General features: G+C 67.9%; 20 protein-coding genes. 10 read left to right on the plus strand and 10 right to left on the minus strand.

The window, feature by feature from the left end; translation table 11 throughout:
- Positions 1–4: 4 nt before the first annotated feature.
- Positions 5–595: a peroxidase-related enzyme gene (locus BM199_RS02345; protein ID WP_091668674.1), complete on the minus strand. Its 591-nt coding sequence runs from the start codon at positions 593–595 to the stop codon at positions 5–7.
- Positions 596–668: 73 nt separating this feature from the next.
- On the opposite strand from BM199_RS02345, the gene BM199_RS02350 reads away from it, so the two are divergent.
- Together BM199_RS02350 and BM199_RS02355 are read left to right on the plus strand one after the other, a co-directional pair.
- Positions 669–1,025: a YciI family protein gene (locus BM199_RS02350; protein WP_091668679.1), complete on the plus strand. Its 357-nt coding sequence runs from the start codon at positions 669–671 to the stop codon at positions 1,023–1,025.
- Positions 1,026–1,027: 2 nt separating this feature from the next.
- Positions 1,028–2,263, plus strand: a complete 1,236-nt coding sequence (locus tag BM199_RS02355) for an RNA polymerase sigma factor (RefSeq protein ID WP_091668684.1) — start codon at positions 1,028–1,030, stop codon at positions 2,261–2,263.
- A gap of 112 nt (positions 2,264–2,375) precedes the next feature.
- Here BM199_RS02355 and mctP read toward each other — a convergent pair whose 3' ends face one another.
- Both mctP and BM199_RS02365 read right to left on the minus strand, forming a co-directional pair.
- The gene (mctP, locus tag BM199_RS02360; protein ID WP_091668689.1) at positions 2,376–4,010 is read right to left on the minus strand and encodes a monocarboxylate uptake permease MctP; all 1,635 of its coding nucleotides are present in this window, start codon (positions 4,008–4,010) and stop codon (positions 2,376–2,378) included.
- Positions 4,010–4,291, minus strand: coding sequence for a DUF3311 domain-containing protein (locus tag BM199_RS02365; RefSeq protein WP_091668693.1), 282 nt, complete (start codon positions 4,289–4,291; stop codon positions 4,010–4,012). Before BM199_RS02365 ends, mctP begins: the two co-directional genes overlap by 1 nt.
- A 190-nt stretch (positions 4,292–4,481) precedes the next feature.
- Between BM199_RS02365 and BM199_RS02370 the strand changes: the two genes are divergently transcribed.
- The gene (locus BM199_RS02370; RefSeq protein ID WP_091668696.1) at positions 4,482–6,107 is read left to right on the plus strand and encodes an alpha/beta hydrolase; all 1,626 of its coding nucleotides are present in this window, start codon (positions 4,482–4,484) and stop codon (positions 6,105–6,107) included.
- 61 nt (positions 6,108–6,168) lie between these two features.
- Here the strand turns inward: BM199_RS02370 and BM199_RS02375 are convergent, their stop codons facing one another.
- Positions 6,169–6,471: a hypothetical protein gene (locus BM199_RS02375; RefSeq protein WP_218160276.1), complete on the minus strand. Its 303-nt coding sequence runs from the start codon at positions 6,469–6,471 to the stop codon at positions 6,169–6,171.
- A gap of 173 nt (positions 6,472–6,644) precedes the next feature.
- Here BM199_RS02375 and BM199_RS02380 point away from each other — a divergent pair, with 173 nt between their 5' ends.
- Together BM199_RS02380 and BM199_RS02385 are read left to right on the plus strand one after the other, a co-directional pair.
- Positions 6,645–6,929 carry a helix-turn-helix domain-containing protein gene (locus tag BM199_RS02380; protein WP_091669682.1) on the plus strand — a complete coding sequence of 95 codons (285 nt, stop codon included), beginning with the start codon at positions 6,645–6,647 and terminating at the stop codon, positions 6,927–6,929.
- A 64-nt stretch (positions 6,930–6,993) separates the two neighbouring features.
- Positions 6,994–8,283: an Nramp family divalent metal transporter gene (locus BM199_RS02385; RefSeq protein WP_091668699.1), complete on the plus strand. Its 1,290-nt coding sequence runs from the start codon at positions 6,994–6,996 to the stop codon at positions 8,281–8,283.
- A gap of 19 nt (positions 8,284–8,302) precedes the next feature.
- Here BM199_RS02385 and BM199_RS02390 read toward each other — a convergent pair whose 3' ends face one another.
- The 6 genes from BM199_RS02390 to BM199_RS02415 form a co-directional block, all read right to left on the minus strand.
- Positions 8,303–9,184 carry an LLM class F420-dependent oxidoreductase gene (locus tag BM199_RS02390; RefSeq protein WP_091668701.1) on the minus strand — a complete coding sequence of 294 codons (882 nt, stop codon included), beginning with the start codon at positions 9,182–9,184 and terminating at the stop codon, positions 8,303–8,305.
- Positions 9,185–9,298: 114 nt separating this feature from the next.
- Positions 9,299–11,122: a phosphoenolpyruvate carboxykinase (GTP) gene (locus BM199_RS02395; protein ID WP_091668704.1), complete on the minus strand. Its 1,824-nt coding sequence runs from the start codon at positions 11,120–11,122 to the stop codon at positions 9,299–9,301.
- Positions 11,123–11,486: 364 nt separating this feature from the next.
- Complete coding sequence (locus BM199_RS02400) at positions 11,487–12,197, minus strand: DUF6802 family protein (protein ID WP_091668707.1); 711 nt, start codon at positions 12,195–12,197, stop codon at positions 11,487–11,489.
- Positions 12,198–12,326: 129 nt separating this feature from the next.
- Positions 12,327–14,165 (minus strand): dynamin family protein, encoded by a 1,839-nt coding sequence (locus BM199_RS02405; RefSeq protein WP_091668709.1) that lies wholly within the window; start codon positions 14,163–14,165, stop codon positions 12,327–12,329.
- Positions 14,166–14,168: 3 nt separating this feature from the next.
- Entirely contained in the window at positions 14,169–14,684 is a 516-nt protein-coding gene (grpE, locus tag BM199_RS02410; protein ID WP_091668711.1) for a nucleotide exchange factor GrpE, read from the minus strand.
- On the minus strand, positions 14,684–16,318 hold the full coding sequence (locus BM199_RS02415) for a dynamin family protein (RefSeq protein ID WP_091668713.1): 1,635 nt from the start codon (positions 16,316–16,318) through the stop codon (positions 14,684–14,686). Before BM199_RS02415 ends, grpE begins: the two co-directional genes overlap by 1 nt.
- Before the next feature lie 70 nt (positions 16,319–16,388).
- Between BM199_RS02415 and BM199_RS02420 the strand changes: the two genes are divergently transcribed.
- The 5 genes from BM199_RS02420 (at position 16,389) to BM199_RS02440 (ending at position 21,552) form a co-directional block, all read left to right on the plus strand.
- Positions 16,389–17,576, plus strand: a complete 1,188-nt coding sequence (locus BM199_RS02420) for a sensor histidine kinase (RefSeq protein WP_425425483.1) — start codon at positions 16,389–16,391, stop codon at positions 17,574–17,576.
- A gap of 74 nt (positions 17,577–17,650) precedes the next feature.
- Positions 17,651–18,307, plus strand: coding sequence for a response regulator (locus BM199_RS02425; RefSeq protein WP_091669685.1), 657 nt, complete (start codon positions 17,651–17,653; stop codon positions 18,305–18,307).
- Between the two features lie 123 nt (positions 18,308–18,430).
- On the plus strand, positions 18,431–18,880 hold the full coding sequence (locus BM199_RS02430) for a hypothetical protein (RefSeq protein ID WP_143101748.1): 450 nt from the start codon (positions 18,431–18,433) through the stop codon (positions 18,878–18,880).
- Positions 18,880–20,298 (plus strand): phytoene desaturase family protein, encoded by a 1,419-nt coding sequence (locus tag BM199_RS02435; RefSeq protein ID WP_091668721.1) that lies wholly within the window; start codon positions 18,880–18,882, stop codon positions 20,296–20,298. Before BM199_RS02430 ends, BM199_RS02435 begins: the two co-directional genes overlap by 1 nt.
- Before the next feature lie 306 nt (positions 20,299–20,604).
- A complete protein-coding gene (locus tag BM199_RS02440) occupies positions 20,605–21,552 on the plus strand; it encodes an ABC transporter ATP-binding protein (RefSeq protein WP_091669687.1) in 948 nt (315 codons plus the stop codon).
- Positions 21,553–21,576 lie beyond the last annotated feature (24 nt).

Genomic DNA, 21,576 nt, shown 5'->3' on the forward strand with positions numbered 1-21,576 from the left:
GACCTCAACAGGACACAGATCCCCGAAGATCCCGACCCATGCCGTAGAACTCCGGGTTCGGTGCCAGCGCCGTCAAGTGAGCCAGCCGGTTCGACATCGCGAACAGTGCGGTGATGGCCCCGACGTCCCAGATCTCGTCCTCGCTCAGCCCGGCTTCGCGGGCGGCGGCCAGGTTGTCCTCGCCGAACCCCGCGGAGTCGTGCGCGAGGGCGAGTGCCAAATCGACGATCGCGCGACCACGCTCGTCCAGCTCCACCTGCCACGGATTGCTGGACACCCGATCGGCCAGTTCGGGGTCCTTGGCCCTGATCCGCAGGATGGCGCCATGGGCGACCACGCAATACGTGCAGTGGTTGGCGCCCGATGTGGCGACGCCGACGAGTTCGCGCTCGGCCTTGCTCAGTCCTTCGGAGCTGTCCATCAGCGCGTCGTGGTAGTCAAGGAACGCCCGGAGTTCGGCGGGCCGATGGCCCAGTGCACGAAAGATGTTCGGCACGAAGCCGGACTTCTCCGCGATCGCGCCGACCCGCTCACGCAGGTCCTCGGGCAGTTCCTCAAGTTCGACCGTGGCGAATCTGCTCACTTTGTCAGCCATGGGTGTCACGCTAGTTCGTGTCCATTCCGTCCGTGCTCGTTCGTCTAGGTCATGTCCGAAACGAGGAGGAGACATGCCCAGCTACGTAGGATTTCTTCGCGGCACCGAACAGGACGACCGCAACCTGAGCCCGGACGAGGCGCAACGCCTGCTCGAGCGCTACCTGGCCTGGAACGCCGAGCTCACGGCGGCCGGTAACCCGGTCGGCGGCGGCGGCCTCTCCCGCGGTGGGCGGGTGCTGCGGGGCAGCGGCGAGGAACTCGTCGCAACCGACGGTCCGCACACCGAGGCCACCGAGGTGGTCGGTGGATTCCTGGTGATCGAGGCCGCCGACCTCGACGAGGCGGAGAAGCTGTTCGGCACCCACCCACACCTGGAGTTCGGCCCGATCGAGGTGCGCAAGATCGGCGAGAACGGTTGCGAACCGTAAAGATGAACACCCACGCCGGCGTGGTGGAGCATCTGTTCCGACACAGCGCGGGGCAGATCACCGCCACGCTGGCGCGCACCCTCGGCACCGCAGGACTCGACCTCGCGGAAGAAGCGGTGTCCGACGCGCTGGAACAGGCCCTGCGCACCTGGCCGCACACCGGGGTGCCGGACAACGCTCGCGGCTGGCTGTTCCGCGCGGCTCGGAACCGCGCCGTGGACCTGCTGCGCAGGGAGGCCGTGCTCCAGGCCAAGCTCCCCGCGCTCGTCGAACTCGAAGCCTGTCCGGAGTCCGGTGCCCAGGACGCCGAGCTCGCACTCATGCTGCTGTGCTGCCACCCGGACCTGCCGATGACCTCACAGGTGGCGTTGACCCTGAAGACGGTGGGCGGGCTCGGGGTTCCGGAGATCGCCTCCGCGCTGCTGACCTCGCCCGCAACCGTCGCGAAGCGGATCACCAGGGCCAAGAGCAGCCTGCGGACCGCTGCCGACGCCGTCGAGCTGCCGTCGCCCGAGGCCGTGCCCGACAGGGTGGACAGCGTGCTGGCGGTGCTGTACCTGCTCTTCAACGAGGGGTACGGCGCGAGCTCCGGCGACGCCGCGGTGCGCGGCGAACTGTGTGCGGAGGCGATACGGCTGGCACGGCTGCTGCTCTCGGACCCGAGCACGGACCTGCCGAAGGCGCGTGCCCTGCTCGCGCTGATGCAGCTGCAGGCCAGCAGGCTTCCCGCCAGAGTGGACGAGTCCGGAGACCTGCTGCTGCTCGACGAACAGGACCGGGACCGCTGGGACCACACCCTCATCGCCGAGGGCACCGCCATGTTCGCGGTGGCGTGCACCGGGCCGGAATTGTCGGCCTATCACGTGGAGGCGGCGATCGCCCTCTGTCATGCGGCTGCCGGCGAACCCGGGCAGACCGACTGGCAGCGGGTGCTCGAGCTCTACGAGCAGCTGCTGCGGTTACGGCCGTCGCCGGTCATCCGACTGAACCGGGCCATCGCGGTGGCGATGGTGCACGGCCCGGATGCGGGGATCGCCGAGTTGCGGCTGCTGGAGGGTGACGTCCGGTTGCGCGACTACCCGCCACTGCCCGCCGCTCTTGGCGCATTGTCACTGCGTGCGGGCAGACCGGACGAGGCCGCGAGGTACTACGACCGGGCGCTGGGGCTGCCGGGCTCGGAGCCCCAGCGCCGGTTCCTGCGCAAACGCCTCGCCGAGTGCGCAGCACGCAGTGAATAGGCACCACCTCACTGCGCGCCGATCGGCCGCAGGTTCTCGTCGTGCTCGTCCACCCTGCCAACGCGCCTCCCTCGTTCCTCGCTCGGCGGGCATCCCGTGAACGAGCACCACCTCACTGCGCGCCGATCGGCCGCAGGTTCTCGTCGTGCTCGTCCACGTGATAATCCGGTCCGTTCGTCGAGTCCGTTCCGTTGAAGATCTTCAGCCGCCGGGCGACCACCGTGACCAGGACGGCCACCAGCAGGTTCGCCACCAGCGCCACGATCCCGACGTAGATCTGCACCTGCGACCCCGCGAACGGCTGCCAGCCGAACAGGTTCAGCTTGTCCAGTGCCAGCGCGGAACCGCCGAAGTGTTCCTTGCCTGCGGCCGGGTTCGGGATGCCGTAGAGCAGGATCAGCCCCCAGCCGAGGCCGACGATCCAGCCCGCGACCAGGCCCCACCGGTGCAACCATCTGGTGTAGAGCGCGATCGCCACCGCGGGCAGCGTCTGCAGGATGATCACCCCGCCGATCAGCTGGAGGTCGATCGCGTACTGCGGGTCGATGCCGACGATGAACAGCACGGCACCGAACTTGACCACCAGCGAGGCGAGCTTCGCCTGCTTGGCCTCCTGCTTCGGCGTCGCGCCCCGCCGGAGGAACTCCTTGTAGACGTTGCGCGTCCAGAGGTTCGCCGCCGCGATCGACATTATCGCGGCCGGGACCAGCGCCCCGATTCCGATCGCGGCATACGCGACACCGGTGAACCATGAGGGGAACATGTCGCTGAACAGCTGCGGCACGATCGTGTTTCCGTCCGGGCGGCCCGTGGCGTTGTTGGTGATCGGTTTCGTGCCTGCCGCGATCGCGGCGAAACCGAGCAGCGCGAGCAGTCCGAGCACCACCGAGTAGGCGGGCAGCGCCGACATGTTCCGCTTGAGCACGTCGCGGCCCCGGGACGCGAGCACCCCGGTCGCGGCATGCGGGTAGAGGAACAGCGCGAGCGCGGACCCGAACGCCAGCGTCGCGTACTGCAGCTGGTTGTGCCCGCCGAGCAACACGCCGTCGTTCGGCGACGGTGTGGCTTCGAACTTCGCCTCGGCCGCCCCGAAGATCTCGCTCCAGCCACCGAGCTTCGCGGGCAGGTAGATCACCGCGACCACGATGACGACGTAGATGAGGATGTCCTTGACGAACGCGATCAGCGCAGGCGCGCGCAGGCCGGACTGGTAGGTGTAGAGCGCCAGCACGACGAACGCGATCAGCAGCGGCAGATGGCCGAGGAAGCCCGCACCGTTGAAGCCCATCGAGCGCAGCACGGCCTCGAGGCCGACCAACTGCAGCGCGATGTAGGGCATCGTCGCGACGATGCCGGTGATCGCCACCAGCAGCGCCAGGACCGGGGACCCGTAGCGGCCGCGGACGAAGTCTGCGGGAGTGACGTAACCGCGGGCCCTGGAAACCGACCAGAGCCGCAGCAGCGGCAGGAACACCAGCGGGTAGGCGATGATTGTGTAGGGCATCGCGAAGAAGCCCATCGCGCCCGCACCGAAGAGCAGCGCGGGCACCGCGACGAACGTGTAGGCCGTGTAGAGGTCACCGCCGATCAGGAACCAGGTGATCCACGAGCCGAACTTGCGGCCACCGAGGCCCCACTCGTCGAGATGGTCGAGCGTCGCTGCCGCCCGCCAGCGCGATGCGACGAACCCAAGCACCGTGACCAGCAGGAACAGTGCGCCGAAGACGATCATTTCCACCCACTGCATCAGGGGGCGCTCCCCTCATCCAGGTCGTCCACGTCCTTGGGCTCGGTACGCGCGGGCACGGCCGGCTTCTTCCGGGTCATCCGATAGACCGTCACCGTGCAGACCACACCGACCGCGATGCCGAGGAACTGCGACCAGTAGAAGAACGGCATACCGAACAGGACCGGCCCCTCCCTGTTGTAGAGCGGGGTGAGCAGGATGACGAACGGGACGACCAGCAGGAGGTTCCACGGACTGAACTGCAGCCCGCTCGGCCTTGTGCCGTTTCGCTGGGGTGACATGTGGCCTCTCTGGACGCTCGTGTGGGCAGAGTCAGAGCGCGTTGACCTTAAATGTTCCGCCCGCTTCCGTCACGTCCCGACCAATGGACGGTTGCCCGCGGCGGGTCCGCCGGATATCAATAACCGTCGCCGGTCGGGGCTGAAAAGGACTTACGCGACACCGAGGACGAATAGAACAAGGGGCATCTACATGAAGAAACTGCGCCTCGCCGTGGTCATCCCGGCGATGGCGGGCAGCCTCCTGGCCGGAGTCACTCCGGCCATGGCGGTCACCCCGGATGCGGAGGACGCCGCGGCACTGCCGCTGAACTCCACCGACATTCCCGCCCGTTACGCGAACCAGGTGCTGGACTGGCACGGTTGCACGGCCGACGAACTGCCGAGCGCACCTCCGCCTGGCGCAGAAGACATCGAATGCGCGACCTTCACGACACCACGCAACTGGGACCGGATCGGCGAGAACGTCGACCTTTCGATCGCGGTCAGCCGGCTCAAGGCGACCGACGGCGAGGCGAAGGCCAGCGTCGTCACCAATCCCGGCGGCCCCGGCGCCCCCGGCCGCAGCTTCCCCGCCCGCCTGCGTAACCAGGACAAGCTGCGTGCGCAGCAGGAGATCGTCGGGTTCGATCCGCGCGGAACCGGCAAGAGCACGAACATCACCTGCGGCGGCGCGATCGGCACCGGAAGCTCCCTCGACCCGCGGGACCGCGACCGGCGCAATCTCAATCTGATCCTGGACGCGACCCGGTATGCGGCCCGCTCCTGCCAGGTGAAGTCCGGTGAGCTCGGCCCGCTGATCAACACCCGGCAGACCGTCCGCGACATCGACCTGCTGCGGGTGCTGCTCGGCCGCGACAAGATCAACTGGGTCGGCTACTCCGCGGGCACCTGGATGGGCGCCCACTACGCCACCGCCTTCCCCGAGCGGACCGGCCGGTTCGTGCTGGACTCGGCCACCGAGTTCACCACCAACTGGCAGAAGTCGTTCGACTGGCAGCCGCTGGGCTTCGAACGCAGGTGGCGCCAGGACTTCCTGCCGTGGATGGCGAAGTACGACTCGATCTATCACTTCGGCACCACCGGCGAGGCCGCACGGCAGACCTATGAGGACCTGCGAGCGGCGCTGGCCAACGAACCGATCGAGCTCGACGGCGAGACCGTCGGCCCGAACGAACTCGACTCGACGATCGCGGGCTCGCTCTACAACAAGCGGGCCTTCATCGGACTGGCCGAGCACATGGTGAACCTGCGCACCCTCACCGGGGACGCCTCGACCGCGCAGAAGGCCGAGGCCGCCGAGGAGGTCCGCGTGAAGGTGGCCGCCGAGCCGGACGTGTTCGGCCCCCAGCCGCTGATGGTGCCCGTCGACTACTCCGACGCCTACGACGCGAGCTTCTGGACCATCCCGTGCAACGAGGGCCACTGGCGTGGCAACCGCGCGAGCGTGATCAGGCAGTCGCAGCACCTCATCGACCAGGACCTGCCGCTGCTCGGTGCGGGCTGGCTGATCCAGCCGTGCATCTTCTGGAAGAACAAGCCGATCGCCCTGCCCGACGTCGACGGTGAAGGTGTGCCGCCGGTGCTCATCGTGCAGTCGGTGCACGATCCGGCGACGCCGCTGGAAGGTGCGCAGCGCGCGCACCGGGCGTTCGAGAACTCGCGGATGCTGACCATCACCGACGAGGGCGACCACGGCATCTACGCGGGTGGTAACGCCTGCGCCGACGACGTGGTGGAGAAGTACCTGGTGGACGGGATCGTGCCCAACGACTCCAGCTGCCCGGGCATGCCGCTGCCGGTCCCCTCCGGCGACTGATTCGAGTTGCCACCATGGCCCCTTCGGGAACCGCACTTTCCCGAAGGGGCCATTGTGGTTTTCAGCTCCGGGCGGCTTCGAACAGCCGTTCCGCGGCAGTCACCGCCTGCGTCAGGACTTCGGGTTCCGACCGCATTCCGGCGATGATCTCGTCGACGCCGCGCGCCGCCAGTACCGCATGCGCGGTCTGCGTCGCCGCGGTGGCCACCGCTCCGGCGACCTCTGTGGACTGACCGCGCCCGACGTACGCGCCCTTTGCGTACCGGCGGGTTGACGCCGCGCGATCACGCCACACCGAGGCTCCACCGTTGAAGACGCCGCCGTCCCAGCCGCCGATCTCGGCGTCCTCGCCATCCCAGCCCACCGCACGGAGGTCGGCCGGTTGGAAGTCGCCGCGGTAGTGCAGGGCCAGGTCCCAGTCGCTGTCCTGGGTATGCGTGTCTCGTCCACAGCCTGTGCACAGAGTTATCCACAGGCTGTGGACGCTGGGGAGAGTTTGTGGCGGGACCGGGCACCCGAGGCAGTAGGATCGGTTCCGTGGTCCGAGTCCCCCTGACAGATGCCGAGCGCGCCCGCGGTGAGCGGCTGGGCGCCGTCCTGCGTGCGGCCCGTGGTGCGCGCAGCATGGCCGAGGTTGCCACCGAAGCGGGAATCTCGGTGGAAACCCTGCGCAAGATCGAGACCGGGCGCATCCCCACCCCGGCCTTCTTCACGGTGGCCGCGGTGGCCGAGGCTGTGGATCTGCCTCTGGACAACTTGCAGACGGCTGTGGACAGCGCTGTGGGCAAGCCGCGGGCCGACCGTGTCCGAGCCGTTTCCTAAGGGACGGTAAAGAACCCGCGCGACCGCTTCCGCTTCCGTTGTGAGCGGCGTTACTTTGCGTGCCATGTCGAACGAAGTTGGCCACGACGCGGTGGCCACACCCCCTGTCGGATGGCGTGCCCGCTTGCGCCAGGTCGGTCCCGGAATCATGGCCGCGGCCACCGGTGTCGGAGCGGGCGACCTGGTGGCCACGATGGTCGCCGGATCCAAGTACGGCTACACCCTGCTCTGGGCGGTGCTGGTCGGCACCGTCTTCAAACTGGCGCTGGCCGAGGCGGTGGGCAGATTCCACCTGACGTCCGGTCGCACCATCCTGTCCGGCTGGCGCACGCTGGGCCGCTGGGCGCTGGTGTACTTCGGCGCCTACGCACTCGTCTGGGGCTTCGTCTACGGAGCCACCGCGATGTCGAGTTCCGGACTGCCGCTGAACGCGCTGTTCCCCGCCGTATCGGTGCGCTACTGGGCGATCCTGTGTGGCCTGATCGGGCTGGCACTGGTCTGGTTCGGCCGCTACTCCGTGATCGAGAAGATCATGACCGTGCTGGTCGGCGTCATGTTCGTGACGGTGGTCGGCACCGCGATCATGGTGGCGCCGAACCTGGCCGACATGGGCTCTGGGCTCGTGCCCCGGCTGCCCGACGGGTCGCTGGTCTACGTGCTCGGACTCGTCGGCGGCGTCGGGGGAACGATCACGATGGCCGCCTACGGCTACTGGACGCTGGCGAAGGGCTGGCGGTCCTCCGGGTGGCTGTCGATGATGCGGATGGACAACGCCGTCGGCTACATCACCACCGGCATCTTCGTCATCGCGATGCTGGTCGTCGGCGCGGAGCTCCTGGCGGGCCAGCAGGTCGTCGCGGGCGACACCGGTCTGCTCTTCCTCGGCGACAAGCTCGCCGCGGACTACGGCCAGTGGGCGAGGATCCCGTTCCTGATCGGGTTCTTCGCGGTCTCCTTCACCTCACTGATCGGTGTCTGGAACGGTGTCAGCCTGTTGTTCGGCGACTGGTGGCGCACGTGGCAGCTGCCGTCCTCCGCGCCAGAGCAGACCACAGAGGACTACGAGCGGACCGCGGGCCAGCGCAGTCCGGCCTTCCGTGGCTACCTGCTGTGGCTGACGTTCCCGCCGATGGCCCTGCTGTTCCTGGACAAACCGTTCCAGCTCACCGTGATCTACGGCGCGCTGGGCGCGATGTTCATGCCGTTCCTGGCAGGGACCCTGTTGTACCTGCTGAACTCACGGCGGATGCCCGCCGAAGGACGGTCGCACTGGGTGTCGAACTTCCTGCTCGGGCTGTGTCTCGCGCTGTTCGCCTACCTCGCGGTGAACGAGTTCGTCGGGTTGTTCGACTGACGACCCGGCCTCGGCGACCTCAGCGCAGCAGTTCGATCACCGGGGCGAACTTCTCCAGGTTGTCCTCCAGCACGGTGACGTAGCTGAAGCCGAACCGCTCACGGCGTTCGCGGAGCTGCTCGGCCAGCTGGGCAGGGGTACCGGCCAGGATGGTCGGTACCTCGCCCAGCTGTTCGGCGGTCAGATCCGGAGCCTCCTCGGCCAGCTTTTCCAGTGTCCTGCGCCGGTCGGTGGTCACGGCTACCCGCTGGACAAGGATGTTCAGCTCGACGTCGTCGGCTCGGTCGCCGAGTTGCTTCCTGGCGAAGGCGACCCGTTCGTCCACGCCCTCGGCGGTGTCCAGCCGGGGAAACCGGCCGTCGCCCGCCGCGGCGCCGGTGAAGCCGATGATCTTGGCGTGCCGCGCGGCCAGGGTGAGCAGGCGGTCCCCGCGCCCGGCGAGGAGCAGGGGCGGCCCGGACGGTTGCGCGGGCCGGGGCTGATACTCCGGGTCGGCGAAGAGCCGCTCGAGTTCGGTGACCGTGCGCGCGAGATGGTCGATCCGGCGGCCCGGCCGCTCGAACGGGATGCCCGCGGTCTCGAACTCCTGCTGCACGTATCCCGCGCCGAGCCCGAGTTCGAGCCTGCCCTCGGTGAACTGGTCGGTGCCCGCGACCTCACGCGCCAGCAACGCGGGGTTGTAGAACGCGGCGTTGAGCACGAAGGTGTTCAGCCGCACGCGCTCGGTGGCCTCGGCGGCCAGCACCAGCGCGGGGAAGGGCGCGGGCATGCCCAGGTGATCGGCCACACCGACGACGTCGTATCCGAATTCCTCGGCCTTCCGGCACTTCTCCACCCAACCCGACCGGTCGGTGGGGACGAGCATGTTGACGCCGAAACGAAAGGGATGCGGGGAAGTCATGGTCCACACCTACACCCGAGGACATGGCGCCCGCACGTGATTTCCGCACAGCGTGACAAGGCCGTCCCGACCAACGTCGAAAACGCGATCGGGACGGCCCCGCAACTAGTCTGATCAGCCCAGTCGCTGCTTGAGTGACTCCAGCTCGTCACGCATGGTCGACGGAACCTTGTCGCCGATCTTGGCGAACCACTCCTCGATCAGCGGGATCTCCTGGCGCCACTCGTCGACGTTCACCTCGAGTGCGGCGTCAACGTCCTCGCGCGGCTCCTTGATGCCGTCGATGTCGAGGTCATCGGCGGTGGGCACGAGCCCGACCGGGGTCTCGGTGGCGTTCGCCTTGCCCTCGATCCGCTCGACGACCCACTTCAGCACCCGCGAGTTCTCGCCGAACCCGGGCCACAGGAAGCGCTTGTCGTCGCCCCTGCGGAACCAGTTGACATAGAAGATCTTCGGCAGCTTGTTGTCCGCGGCGTTCTTGCCGACCTCGACCCAGTGGTTCAGGTAGTCGCCGACGTGGTAGCCCATGAACGGCAGCATCGCCATCGGGTCGCGCCGCACCTCGCCGACCTTGCCGGCCGCGGCTGCGGTCTTCTCCGAGGACATCGTGGCGCCCATGAAGACACCGTGCTGCCAGTCGCGCGCCTCGTTGACCAGCGGAACGGTGGTGGCACGGCGGCCGCCGAACAGGATCGCCGAGATCGGCACACCCTGCGGGTCGTCCCACTCCGGCGCCAGAATCGGGCACTGCGACATCGGCGTGCAGTACCGCGAGTTCGGGTGCGCGGCGGGCTCGTCGGAGTCCGGCGTCCAGTCCTGCTTCTTCCAGGACGTGGCGTGCTCCGGCTTGCCCTCCATGCCTTCCCACCACACGTCGCCGTCATCGGTGAGCGCGACGTTGGTGAAGACCGAGTTGCCCTGATCGATGGTCCGCATCGCGTTCGGGTTGGTGTGCCAGTTGGTTCCCGGCGCGACGCCGAAGAAGCCGTACTCGGGGTTGACCGCGTAGAGCCTGCCGTCCTTGCCGAACCGCATCCACGCGATGTCGTCGCCGAGGGTCTCCACCCGCCAGCCGGGGATCGTCGGCTGCAGCATCGCGAGGTTGGTCTTGCCGCACGCACTGGGGAACGCGGCGGCCATGTAGTAGACCTTGTCCTCGGGCGAGATGAGCTTGAGGATCAGCATGTGCTCGGCGAGCCAGCCCTCGTCCCTTGCCATCACCGAGGCGATTCGCAGCGAGTAGCACTTCTTGCCGAGCAGCGAGTTGCCGCCGTAGCCAGAGCCGTAGCTCCAGATCATCCGCTCCTCGGGGAAGTGGGTGATGTACTTGGTTTCGTTGCAGGGCCATGGGACGTCGGCCTGGCCCGGCTCGAGCGGCGCGCCGACCGAGTGCAGGGCGGGCACGAACTCGCGCTCGGTGCCGTCGGCGGTGACGAACTTCTCGAGTGCCTTGCTCCCCATCCGGGTCATCACGCGCATCGAGGCGACGACGTAGGCGAAGTCGGTGATCTCGATACCGAGCTTCGGGTTGTCGTCCCCGAGCGGCCCCATGCAGAACGGGATGACGTACATCGTCCGGCCTCGCATGCAGCCCCGGTAGAGCTCCTGCATGGTGGCCTTCATCTCGTCCGGGTGCATCCAGTTGTTCGTCGGACCCGCGTCGGACTCGTTCTGCGAGCAGATGTAGGTGCGCTCCTCCACACGCGCGACGTCATCGGGATCGGAGGCTGCCCAGTACGAGTTGGGCTTCGACTTCAGCGGCACGAACGTGCCGGCTTCGACGAGTTCGGCGTTGATCCGAGCGGCTTCTTCGTCGGAGCCGTCCACCCACACCACTCGGTCCGGGTTGGTCAGCTCAGCGACCTCCCGCACCCAGGACAGCACTCGACTGTGCGAGGTCGGCGCGCTGTCCAGCCCGGGGATGGCAACTGCAGTCATCTCTTCTCCTGACTCCGACGACAGAAGCCCACACCGAACGACGAGTCCGGGGCGGGCTCCCTTGCCGGCGACCGAATGGCTATCGCACACCGGGCCGGCCGGTGTGCTGGATTTTTGGGGATTTCCCGAGAGTAGCCGGGTGACCGGCAGGTAACCGAGACCTAGCCTGTCGGTTCTCTCACAAGAACGATCAGGGAATCGATTCAGTTGTCGCTGGATCGGTGCAACGCCTCAGATCTTCCGGCGGCCGAGGAGGACTTTTCACCCGAACAGGAAAAGCCCGGCGCGCGCAACTCGCACCGGGCTTGCTGACCTTCTGGTTGTCACGTGCAGCTTTCTGCTCAGGAGCCGCAGTGAGCGCTGCTCAGTTCTGGCTGATCCACTGGCCGGTCGCCGAGTCGATTCGCGCCACGCCTTCGACCTGTTCGGTGCCCGACTGCTCCGCGCCCCAGGCCGCGTCGCTCGCCCCCGCGGCGACGCCGGTGACCCCGACGGCGTTGCTCGTCGTGTCCAGTTCGGTCCACTCGCCGTCGCCGGTGTGCTCGTAGCTGGTCGAACCGCCGTTCTGGTCGATGATCACCGCGACATCGGCCTCGCCGTCGGAGTCCACATCGGTGAAGGCGGTGGTGGTACCGGTCTCGTCCTGCACGACCGCGGTGTCGTTGATCCCGTCGTCGTTGGTGTCCACGGTGGCCGGACCGACCTCGACCTGCCCGTCGGGCAGATCCGCGGTCATCGGACCCGAGGACCCGGTCTGGGTGTCACCCGAGTCGCCGGAGCCGGGCTCGACCGAGACCCAGTCGCCACTGGCCTCGTCGTACTCCGCGTGCGTGAGGACGTCGCCCTGTGCGTCGAGCTGGATGTACTCGTCGGCCTGGCCGTCGCCGTCGACGTCGACGAACGCCTGCCCGGTACCGTCGGCGTGCTCGATGATCGCCGTGTCGTCGACGCCGTCCTCGTCGATGTCGAAGTTGATCTCTGCGACGTACTCCTCGCCCTCGACGGTGACGGTGATCTCGTCCGAGCTACCGGTGGTGCCGGTGGTGTCCGTAGCGCCACTCTCGTCGACCCACACTGGGAACTCCCCCTCGGGTTACCGGCTACCGCCGGAGTATTCGGGCCTGCGTCGTTCGGTTGTCAGCTGATATGACTCACCGTATGCCGCTTCGGTTCCACCACACAACTGCTCGACAGAGACGCCCTGTCAGCCGTCGCGCAGGCTGCGGATCCTGGTCAGGAAGCTCTCCGCCCGATCTCGGGCCTCGCTGACGTCCTTGATCCGCCTGGTCACGGCCGACAGGTTCTTCGAGCGCTCCTGGGCGTCCATCTTGATCGTTTTGTCGACATCCTTCAACTCGGCCTCGATGCCCTCGATCCGCCTGCCCAGTGCCTCGTCCAGGGCGAGCGACAGCTGCTGCTCGGCCTCGATCAGCTGCTCGGCAACCAGTTGGTCCAGTGTGGAGCGGGCATCGGCGATGGACTCCACCAGCCACTGCTTCATGTGCTGCTTGTCCGCGGCGTGCCTGCGCGTCCGCGCCATCCACCAGCCCGCCCCGAGCCCGATGACGATCGTCGCGGGCAGGATCACCGGATTCAGCAATGCCACCCCGGCCAGCGGCGCGGCGGCCAGCTTGCCCGCACCGACACCACCGGACACGCCCATGAAGACCAGCAGTTTGTCCTCGGCGCTCGGCGGCCGCCGGTCCGGTGGCCGCAGCACGACCGGCGGCCCGCCCGCCCTGGCGAACTGGGCCCGGATCACGTCGAGCTCCTCCGGGGAGAACAGTTCGGCCAGCGCGATGTCGGTCACGCGGTTGAGCCGGTAGGCGAGCATGGTGGACACCCGCTGCGAGATGGACTGCAACGCCGCGTCCACCTGCTGCGGCATGGCGGCCAGTTGCTCCCGCTTCGCCGCGTCGATCCGCTGCCGGAACCACGACTGGGCGTCCCGCATCTGCCTGCTGCCCTCGTGCCCGATCTCCACGCGGGTCCGCTGCACCTCGCCGCGTAGCCGCAGCTGCCAGCCCCGGGTCGAGGAACGCCGTTCGGCGGCGAGCTGGTCCCTCCGCTCGCGCAGCGCCTCGGCCTCCGACTCACCGGCGGACAACGCCCTGCGCTCGGCCTGCAGCCGGGAATGCTGCTCGCCGAGCGCGCTGGACAACGCCCGCAGTGTGTTCGCCTCCCCGAGCATCGCCGAGCGCCCGACCAGCAGCTCCTGCACCGCTGTCTGCAGCTCGGCCACCCCGGACTTCTCCCGCAGCATGGCCGCGGCCTGCTCGTTCGGCGCTTTGCCCGCCATCTCGAACATCCGCGCCGACACCGCGTGGATAGGCGCGTTCGCGAATCTCGGTGCGTGTTCGGCGAGCAGTTCGCGATCGGCGTCGAGTACCTGCCGCCAGCCCCGGAACTGATCGGTCTTCGACAGCGCGAAGACCACCGTCTCGACCCGGTCGCCCATGTCGCGCAGAAACCGCAGCTCACTGGAGGTGAACGGAGAGGAAGCGTCCACCACGAACAGCAGCGCCGTGGCGTTGGCCGCGGCTTCCATGGCGAGCTCTGCGTGCGCGGCATCGAGGCCACCGACACCGGGCGTGTCGACCACGGTCACCCGTTCCAGCAGCGGAACCGGCCCGGCCACCTCGACATAGCGCGGCGGGAGCTGCCCCTCGGGCAGGTCGTGGTTCACCGAGACCCAGCGGACCAGGTCGACGGGTTCGATCGCCACCGGGGCCAGTTGGCCGGGATAGCAGGCCTGCGCCGTCCACTGGTCGTCGTGGTCGAAGACCAGGTATGTGGATGTGGCCACCTCGGCGTCAACCGGCGACAGTCCCGGTTGCGCCAACAAGGCGTTGACCAGCGAGCTCTTCCCTCTGTTCGTCTCGCCGACGACCACGACGGACGGCTTCCTCGGCCGGGCGCGGCGCAGGTCGTCGACCCACTTCGCGGCCTGCGGGTCGAGATCCCGAAGCAGCGCCAGCAGGGCTTCGCGCGCCTGCTTCACCTGAGCGGGCAGCGTGGGTTTACCGGGCGAAGGCGCCGTCACCGCTCACCGCCTGGTGTAGACGGTGACGACGGGAGCCCGCAGCAGCCTGCCACGGTCGGCGAACCCGACGACCTCGGTCTCCGCGACGGTCCCCTCCAGGGCGACGTCCCCGGTCGGCACCGCACCGCCCGCTTCGTGCAGCGCCGGGTCGAACCGCTGGCCGTCGGGGCGCATGGCGGTCACCCCGATCGCGGCGAGCCCCTGTTCCAGCCGTTCCGCGACCCCGCCGCTACGCGCCCGGTCCATCGCATACAGACAGAGCTGGATCAGCGCCTTGCGATCGGCAAGCGCCTGGTCCAGGTCAACGGCGGTGTCGGGGACGGCGAGTCCTACAGGCTGCACATCCGGTTCCGACGCTTCGGCCTGCGACCCGGTTCCGTCCGCCTCCTCGATGATCTTGGACAGGCGGGCCCCGGGGATCTGGCCGGTCGGGGCGTCGAGTGCCTCCTCGCCCTCGGGTTCTGGTGCGTCACCCGAACCGTCGGAATCGGCGCCGGTCTTGCGGAACCACGCGGCCATCATCGGCCTCCTGCCGGATCGCGAAGCTGCTGCCAGATGAGGAAGTACGCCCTGTGCACCACGTGCGCCACGCGGCTCTGGGCGGGGGTGGCGCCGAACGACGCGAACGAGCGCCACCAGCCCGCCCGTTCCAGTGCGTGCGCGGCCAGCTCGGGCCTGCCTGCTCCCGGCATCCCGAGCTGGGCACCGATGTCGGCGTTGCTGCCCACCCGCAGCACCTCCTCGGCCAGGTCCTCGGGCATGTCGACCGCACCGGCGGCGACCAGTGTCAACGCCTCCAGCAGCCGGAGCTGGTGGGCCTCGGGTTTGGCCAGCAGAACCTCGATCGCGTCATGCACCCGCTGACGCTCAGCCGGGTCGCCGGACGCCTGCGCGAGCGCGGTCACCGAGGCCAGCGCCGCTGCGGCCTTGATGCCGTCCGCACGGGCGGCGAACACGACGCCGAGCCGCGCGCGGACCTCGGCAAGGCCGGAGGCGTCGAGCAGTGTGCGACGCAGGGCGCCCGCCGTGATCTCCGAGTCGGTGCGGATCGCCTCGACCGCTCGCCGGATGCCGTAGAGGTCGAGCTTCTCCAGCAGGCGCAGGCGGGTGCCGGAGGGCACATCGCACTCCCAGGTCGTGAAGATGTCCGCGGAGATCAGCATGGTCTCCAGCACGTCGTCCTCGAGGGTCGCAACCTGGCGCAGGGCTTCGGCGTCGGCCGAGGTGAACGCGCCCGACTCCGCCGACTCGGCGAGCAGCCCGATCACCGGCAGCACGTCGGCGACCCTCGGCTTGAGCATCGCGGCCTGCTTCTCCGCGAGCATGGTCGCCGCGGCCCAGACCGGATCCGCCGCCTTGTCGGCCCCGGCCACCGACTCGGGCGCGATCGTGTCGGCCTTGTTCAGCACGGCGATGGCGTTCACCGGCCCCGCCTCCCGGCTGGCCGTTGCGGCGGTGAAGGCCGCGAGCGCCTGCTCGTCGTCGGCGCGGATGCCCTGGGTCACCACGTAGAGCACGGCCTCGGCACCGGCGACGGCATTACGGGAGGTGTCGTCGAGTTCGTCGGATCCGTCCTCGTCGCTGTCGTCGCTGTTGTCGCGGGCGCCGAGCAGTTGTTCGGTCCTGGACACGGAAGCGGCATCGAGGGATCCGAGGCCGGGAGTGTCGATCACGGTCATGTTCTGCAGCACCGCGTTGGTCAGGTAGGCCTCGATGTGCGAGACGGTGCTTATGTCGACACCCAGTTCCGCGGGGATCACGCCGTCCGCCGCGAACGGCAGCACCTGCTTGCGGCCGTCGGTGAAGACCACCTCGATCCGGTCCACCGTGCCGTACTGGAAGCGGGTGACGAGACGCGTGCACTCACCCACGTCCGTGGGCGCGACCCTGCGTCCGATCAACGCGTTGACCAGCGTGGACTTACCTGACTTGATGCGTCCAGCGACGGCGACCTGCAGTGGCCCACCGAGTCGGCGCAGCACCTCGGCGAATCCGGCAGCCGTGCGCGCCGACACCTGCGGCTGCAACCGTTGACACAGGTTGGCCACCGAGGTCGAGAGCGGGCCGGCGACGCGACCCTGCTCCGTTCTCGCTGCCGTCACGCCGTCCTCCCCGTCACGTCGTCCGCGAGCAGAATCGTGCCACGAGCTCATCCTCCGGTCGCATCGACCGTGCTACCGCCGTCTGACGCGCGGGCACCGGTGGACAACCTAGTGTGACTGGATGCGGCGGCTGAGTATGTGGATGCGGGCGCACCCCATGGTCGGCGACAGCCTGATCGCGGGGCTGCTCCTGCTCATCGATCTGGCGATTCTGCTGCTGTCGCGGCTCGGTCCTCCGGAAGACCAGTTCGGCCCCTGGCAGCTGGCACTGCCGCTGGACCTGCTGATGGTGCTTCCGCTGGTCTTCCGCCGCAAACACCCGCTGCTCGTCGCGTACCTGGTGCTGGTGATCAGCATCCCGCACGCGGCATTCGAACTCGGTCTCGCCCCGCTGACGGCAGGAGCGGTCAGCGTCTACAGCGTGGTGGTCTACAGCGGACGCAAGCAGGGCGCGATCTACCTGGTCGCCACGCTCGCGGTGTCCGAGGTGCAGACGTTCATCCAGTACCCCGAACAGTGGCTGATCAACTCGATCATCCTCGTGCTGATCCTCGCGTTCTGCTGGACACTCGGCGAGTTCGCCGGGGCCCGCCGGGCGTACCAGGCGGAGCTCGAGGCGCGGTTGCACCTGCTGGAGACCGAACGCGACCAGGCGAGCCGGATCGCGGTCGCCGAGGAACGCAGCCGTATCGCTCGTGAGCTGCACGACGTGGTGGCACACGCGGTGAGTGTGATGGTGGTGCAGGCCGACGGGGCCTCGTACGCGATCAGATCCGATCCCGCGCTGGCGGAACGGGCGGTCCGCACGATCTCCGGGACCGGGCGCGGGGCCCTCGCGGAACTGCGCAGGCTGCTCGACGTACTCCGCAACGAGGACGCGAACGGTGAACCGAGGGTGCCGCAGCCGGGTACGGAGGCCCTCGGCGAGCTGGCTGAGCGCATCCGGACGGCCGGTGTTCCGGTACGGCTGGACCTGGGCGAAGAACTCGCCGAGCTGCCGACCGGTGTCGCACTGGGGGTGTACCGGATCGTGCAGGAGTCGCTGACGAACACGCTGAAGCACGCGGGGCAAGGGGCGACCGCCGAGGTGCGGGTGTGGCGCAGCGGTGACGCGGTGCGGGTCGAGGTGACCGACGACGGCGCAGGCAAGGCACGAGCGCTGGTATCCGACGACGACACGTCCGCGGTCGCGGGAGGCAACGGCCTGATCGGCATGCGAGAGCGGGCGAACGTGTTCGGTGGCACTCTCGAGGTCGGACCGAACCCCGGCGGGGGGTGGCGGGTGCGGGCCACACTGCCGACACCGTGATGTCCACCGACGTAATTTTCACCGCGGAGGCGGCAATGATCTCCGCCGACGTACTTTTCACCGCGGAGGCGGCAATGATCTCGGTAGTTGTGGTCGACGACCAGGAACTGATGCGGGCGGGCTTCCGGATGGTCCTCGGCGCGCATCCCGACGTGGAGATCGTGGGGGAGGCCGGTGACGGCGCACAGGCCGTGGAGCTGGCCGAACGACTGCGGCCGGACGTGGTGCTGATGGATGTCCGGATGCCGGTGCTGGACGGAGTCGAGGCCACGAAGCGCATTGTCGACGCAGGCACGTCCCGGGTACTGGTGATGACGACGTTCGATCTCGACGAGTACGTGTACTCGGCATTGCAGGGTGGGGCGAGCGGGTTCCTGCTCAAGGACACACCGCCCGATCACCTGGTGTCGGCGCTGCGAGCGGTGGCGAGCGGGGACGCGGTGGTCTCGCCGAGTGTCACGCGCAGGTTGCTGGACCGCTTCATCGGCAAGGGCGGCTCGCCGATCCGGGACAGCACGACGCTGGACGTGCTCACCGAACGGGAACGAGAGGTGCTGTTGTTGATCGCGAAGGGACTGTCGAACACCGAGATCGCGGCGACGCTCTTCCTTTCCGAGGCGACGGTGAAGACGCACGTGGGCCGGATACTGTCCAAACTGGACCTGCGGGACCGGGTGCAGGCGGTCGTCCTGGCCTACGAGACCGGTCTGACCCGCCCCGGCCTGGCCTGAGCCCCGGCGCGCCCTCATCACTCCTACCTCCTACGAAAGTACGAGGGCGGTTCATCCTAAAGGACCACAACACCGTCCTCTCGAGTGATGTGTGAAATTCTCCTACCTTATAATCTCGGGTTCGTGACATGGTTCAAGAATCAACCTAAAGCAATCCTTTTGCTCAGGATCGTTGTTTCTGCGATTTTCCTTGCCTACGGCTCCGTGAAGCTCTCGGGAGGCCAGTACTACTACGGCGATTGGACAATGGACAAGGAAACGGCGAACGGCCCCTCGCTGGTGTGGGCGTTCTACGGATATTCGCCCATTTACGGCCGAATCACCGGCCTCTTCGAATTCATTCCCGCCATCATGCTGCTCTTCCGCAGGACATCACTCGTCGGAGCGGCGGCGTTGTTCGCCGTCAGCCTGAACATCACTTTGATGGACTTCGCGTTCGGCTTCCCGTCGGTCAAGTACTTCATACTGGGATGCACCGTGGCGTGTACGGTGCTGATCCTGCACGAGAAGGACAAGCTGACGGCACTGTTCGCCGGTGCTCCCCGCGAACGAGAAGGCCAGGTCAGCAACTAGTGGCCAAGGCAGTCGTCGTCGGTGCCGGCCCCAACGGCCTGGCCGCGGCCATCACGTTGGCGCGCAGCGGGCTCGAGGTCACCGTTCTGGAAGCGGCGACCAGAATCGGCGGAGGCACGAAAACCACGGAGAGGTTCTTTCCCGGCCTGTTGCACGACGACTGCTCCGCGGTGCACCCCACCGCGATGGCCTCGCCATTCTTCCGATCACTCGATCTCGAGCGGCACGGCCTGCGGTGGTGCCATCCGGAGATCATGCTGGCGCATCCGCTCGACGACGGCTCCTCCGGAGCACTGCACAGATCGATGTCCAGGACGGTTCAGGCCCTGGGACGTCCCGACGGCGCGAGGTGGCGAGCGCTCTTCGGAGCGCTCGCCACGGATCTGGAGAATTCGGCCACGGATGTACTGGGACCGGTGCTCACGGTTCCCGACCACCCGATCCGGTTCGCGCGTTTCGGTCTGCGTGCGGCCATGCCCGCGGCACTGATGAGTCGTATGTGGAAGGGCGCCCAGGCGAAGGCGCTGTTCGCCGGAGTGGCAGCGCACTTGATGTACCCACTCAGCGCTCCGCTCAGTTCGTCGGTCGCGGCCCTGCTCATCGCGGCCGGGCATCGATTCGGCTGGCCGGTGGCACAAGGCGGTTCGCGGTCGATCACCGATGCCCTCGCGCGCGAGCTCGCCGAGTACGGCGGGATTGTCGAGACAGGGGTGCGGGTAAGCCGACTCCGCGATCTGCCTGTCGCCGATGTCGTGGTGTTCGACCTGATGCCCGGCGCCGTGGCGGACCTGATGGGCGATCGGCTACCGGCTCGCGTGTCGCGGAGCTACCGTCGATGGGCACACGGTTCGGGAGCCTTCAAAGTGGACTTCGCCGTCGAGGGCGGCGTGCCGTGGTCATCCGCCGAGTGCCGGGCCGCCGGGACGGTTCACGCCGGCGGAACGGCGCGGGAGGTCGGCCGCACCCTGCGCGCCGTACGAAACGGGGTTCTGCCCGACCAACCGTTCGTCCTGGTCGGACAACAGTACCTGGCGGACCCGACCCGCTCGGTGAACAACATCCACCCAGTGTGGGCCTACGCACATGTGCCGAACGGATTCCACGGTGATGCCACCGACCTGGTCGTGCGACAGATCGAACGGTTCGCTCCCGGGTTCCGAGACCGGATTCTCGCGCACGCGGGCAGGTCGTGCGCCGACCTGGAGTCAGACAACGCGAACTACGTGGACGGCGACATCATCGGTGGCGCCGGTTCGCCATGGCAACTCGTCGCTCGCCCCCGCTTGTCGTTCAACCCCTACTTCACCGGAGTCCCGGGGTTCTACCTGTGCTCAGCAGCGACGCCGCCAGGAGCGGGAGTGCACGGTATGAATGGTCATCACGCCGCACGTGCGGCCCTGAAGGCACTGCGGGTCTGACGACCGCGGCTCGCTCCGCCACCTCACCACACGGCGCGGGCGAAGCCGGCCCCGAACTGGCCCTGGCCCCTGGAGAAGTGAGGGTGGGGTTCAGGGTGGAGTCAGGGTCATCACTGATCGCGCTGCGCGCCGGGATCCGCCAAGCTACGTCTGAAGGCGGGGAGGAAGTTCGGCCCACAGGATGACGCGGCCGGGCCCGATCGTCCGAGAGGATGTTGTCGTCGCGATAAGTCGATGCGGGCGACGCAGCACAGATTTCGAAACAGCGAGCGTTACTGCGGGGGCAGGCGCATCCGAGGAGGAATGATGATCGAGGCACGAGGCCTCACCAAGCGGTATGGCAAGACACTGGCGGTGGACGACCTGTCCTTCAGTGTCGAGACCGGCCGTGTCACCGGGTTCCTCGGGCCGAACGGCGCGGGAAAGTCGACCACGATGCGGATGATCCTGGGGTTGGACAATCCGACGGCCGGCCACGTCACGATCGGCGGCAAGAAGTACCACGACCTGCACCATCCACTCCGGACCGTCGGCGCCCTGCTCGACGCGAAGTGGGTGCACCCGAACCGCTCCGCCAGGGCGCACCTCGCCTGGATGGCCAAGTCCAACAAACTGCCCGCCCGCAGGGTGGACGAGGTGCTCGACATCGTCGGCCTCACCTCAGTGGCGAACAAGCGGGCGGGCGGCTTCTCGCTCGGTATGTCGCAGCGACTCGGCATCGCCGCCGCCCTGCTCGGTGATCCCGAGGTGCTGTTGTTCGACGAGCCGGTGAACGGCCTCGACCCCGAGGGCATCCTCTGGATCCGCAAGTTCATGCACCGGCTGGCGGACGAGGGCCGTACCGTTTTCGTCTCCAGCCACCTGCTCTCGGAGATGGCGCTCACCGCCAGCGAACTCGTGGTGATCGGCAAGGGGAAGCTGATCTCGCAGAGCAGCACCAAGGAGTTCGTGGCCAAGGCTACGGAGAACACCGTCAAGGTACGCAGCCCGCAGCTCGCGCAACTGCGCGAAGCGCTGCAGCAGGCCAGTGCCGAGCTCACCGACGCCGAGGACGGCGTCCTCGTGTCCGGAATGGACAGCGAGAAGATCGGCGAACTGGCCGCCAGCAACGCGGTCGTGCTGCACGAACTGAGCCCGCAGCAAGGCTCGCTGGAGCAGGCCTTCATGCAGATCACCGGGGACTCCGTCGAGTACCACACGGGACTGGAAGCCGAAGTCCAGCAGGTCGTCGGCGCTACTCCCGCCGCGAAGTGACCACCAGTACAGCAACTTTCGAGG

This window comes from Amycolatopsis marina, from assembly GCF_900111885.1.
Classification (GTDB): Bacteria; Actinomycetota; Actinomycetes; order Mycobacteriales; family Pseudonocardiaceae; genus Amycolatopsis; species Amycolatopsis marina.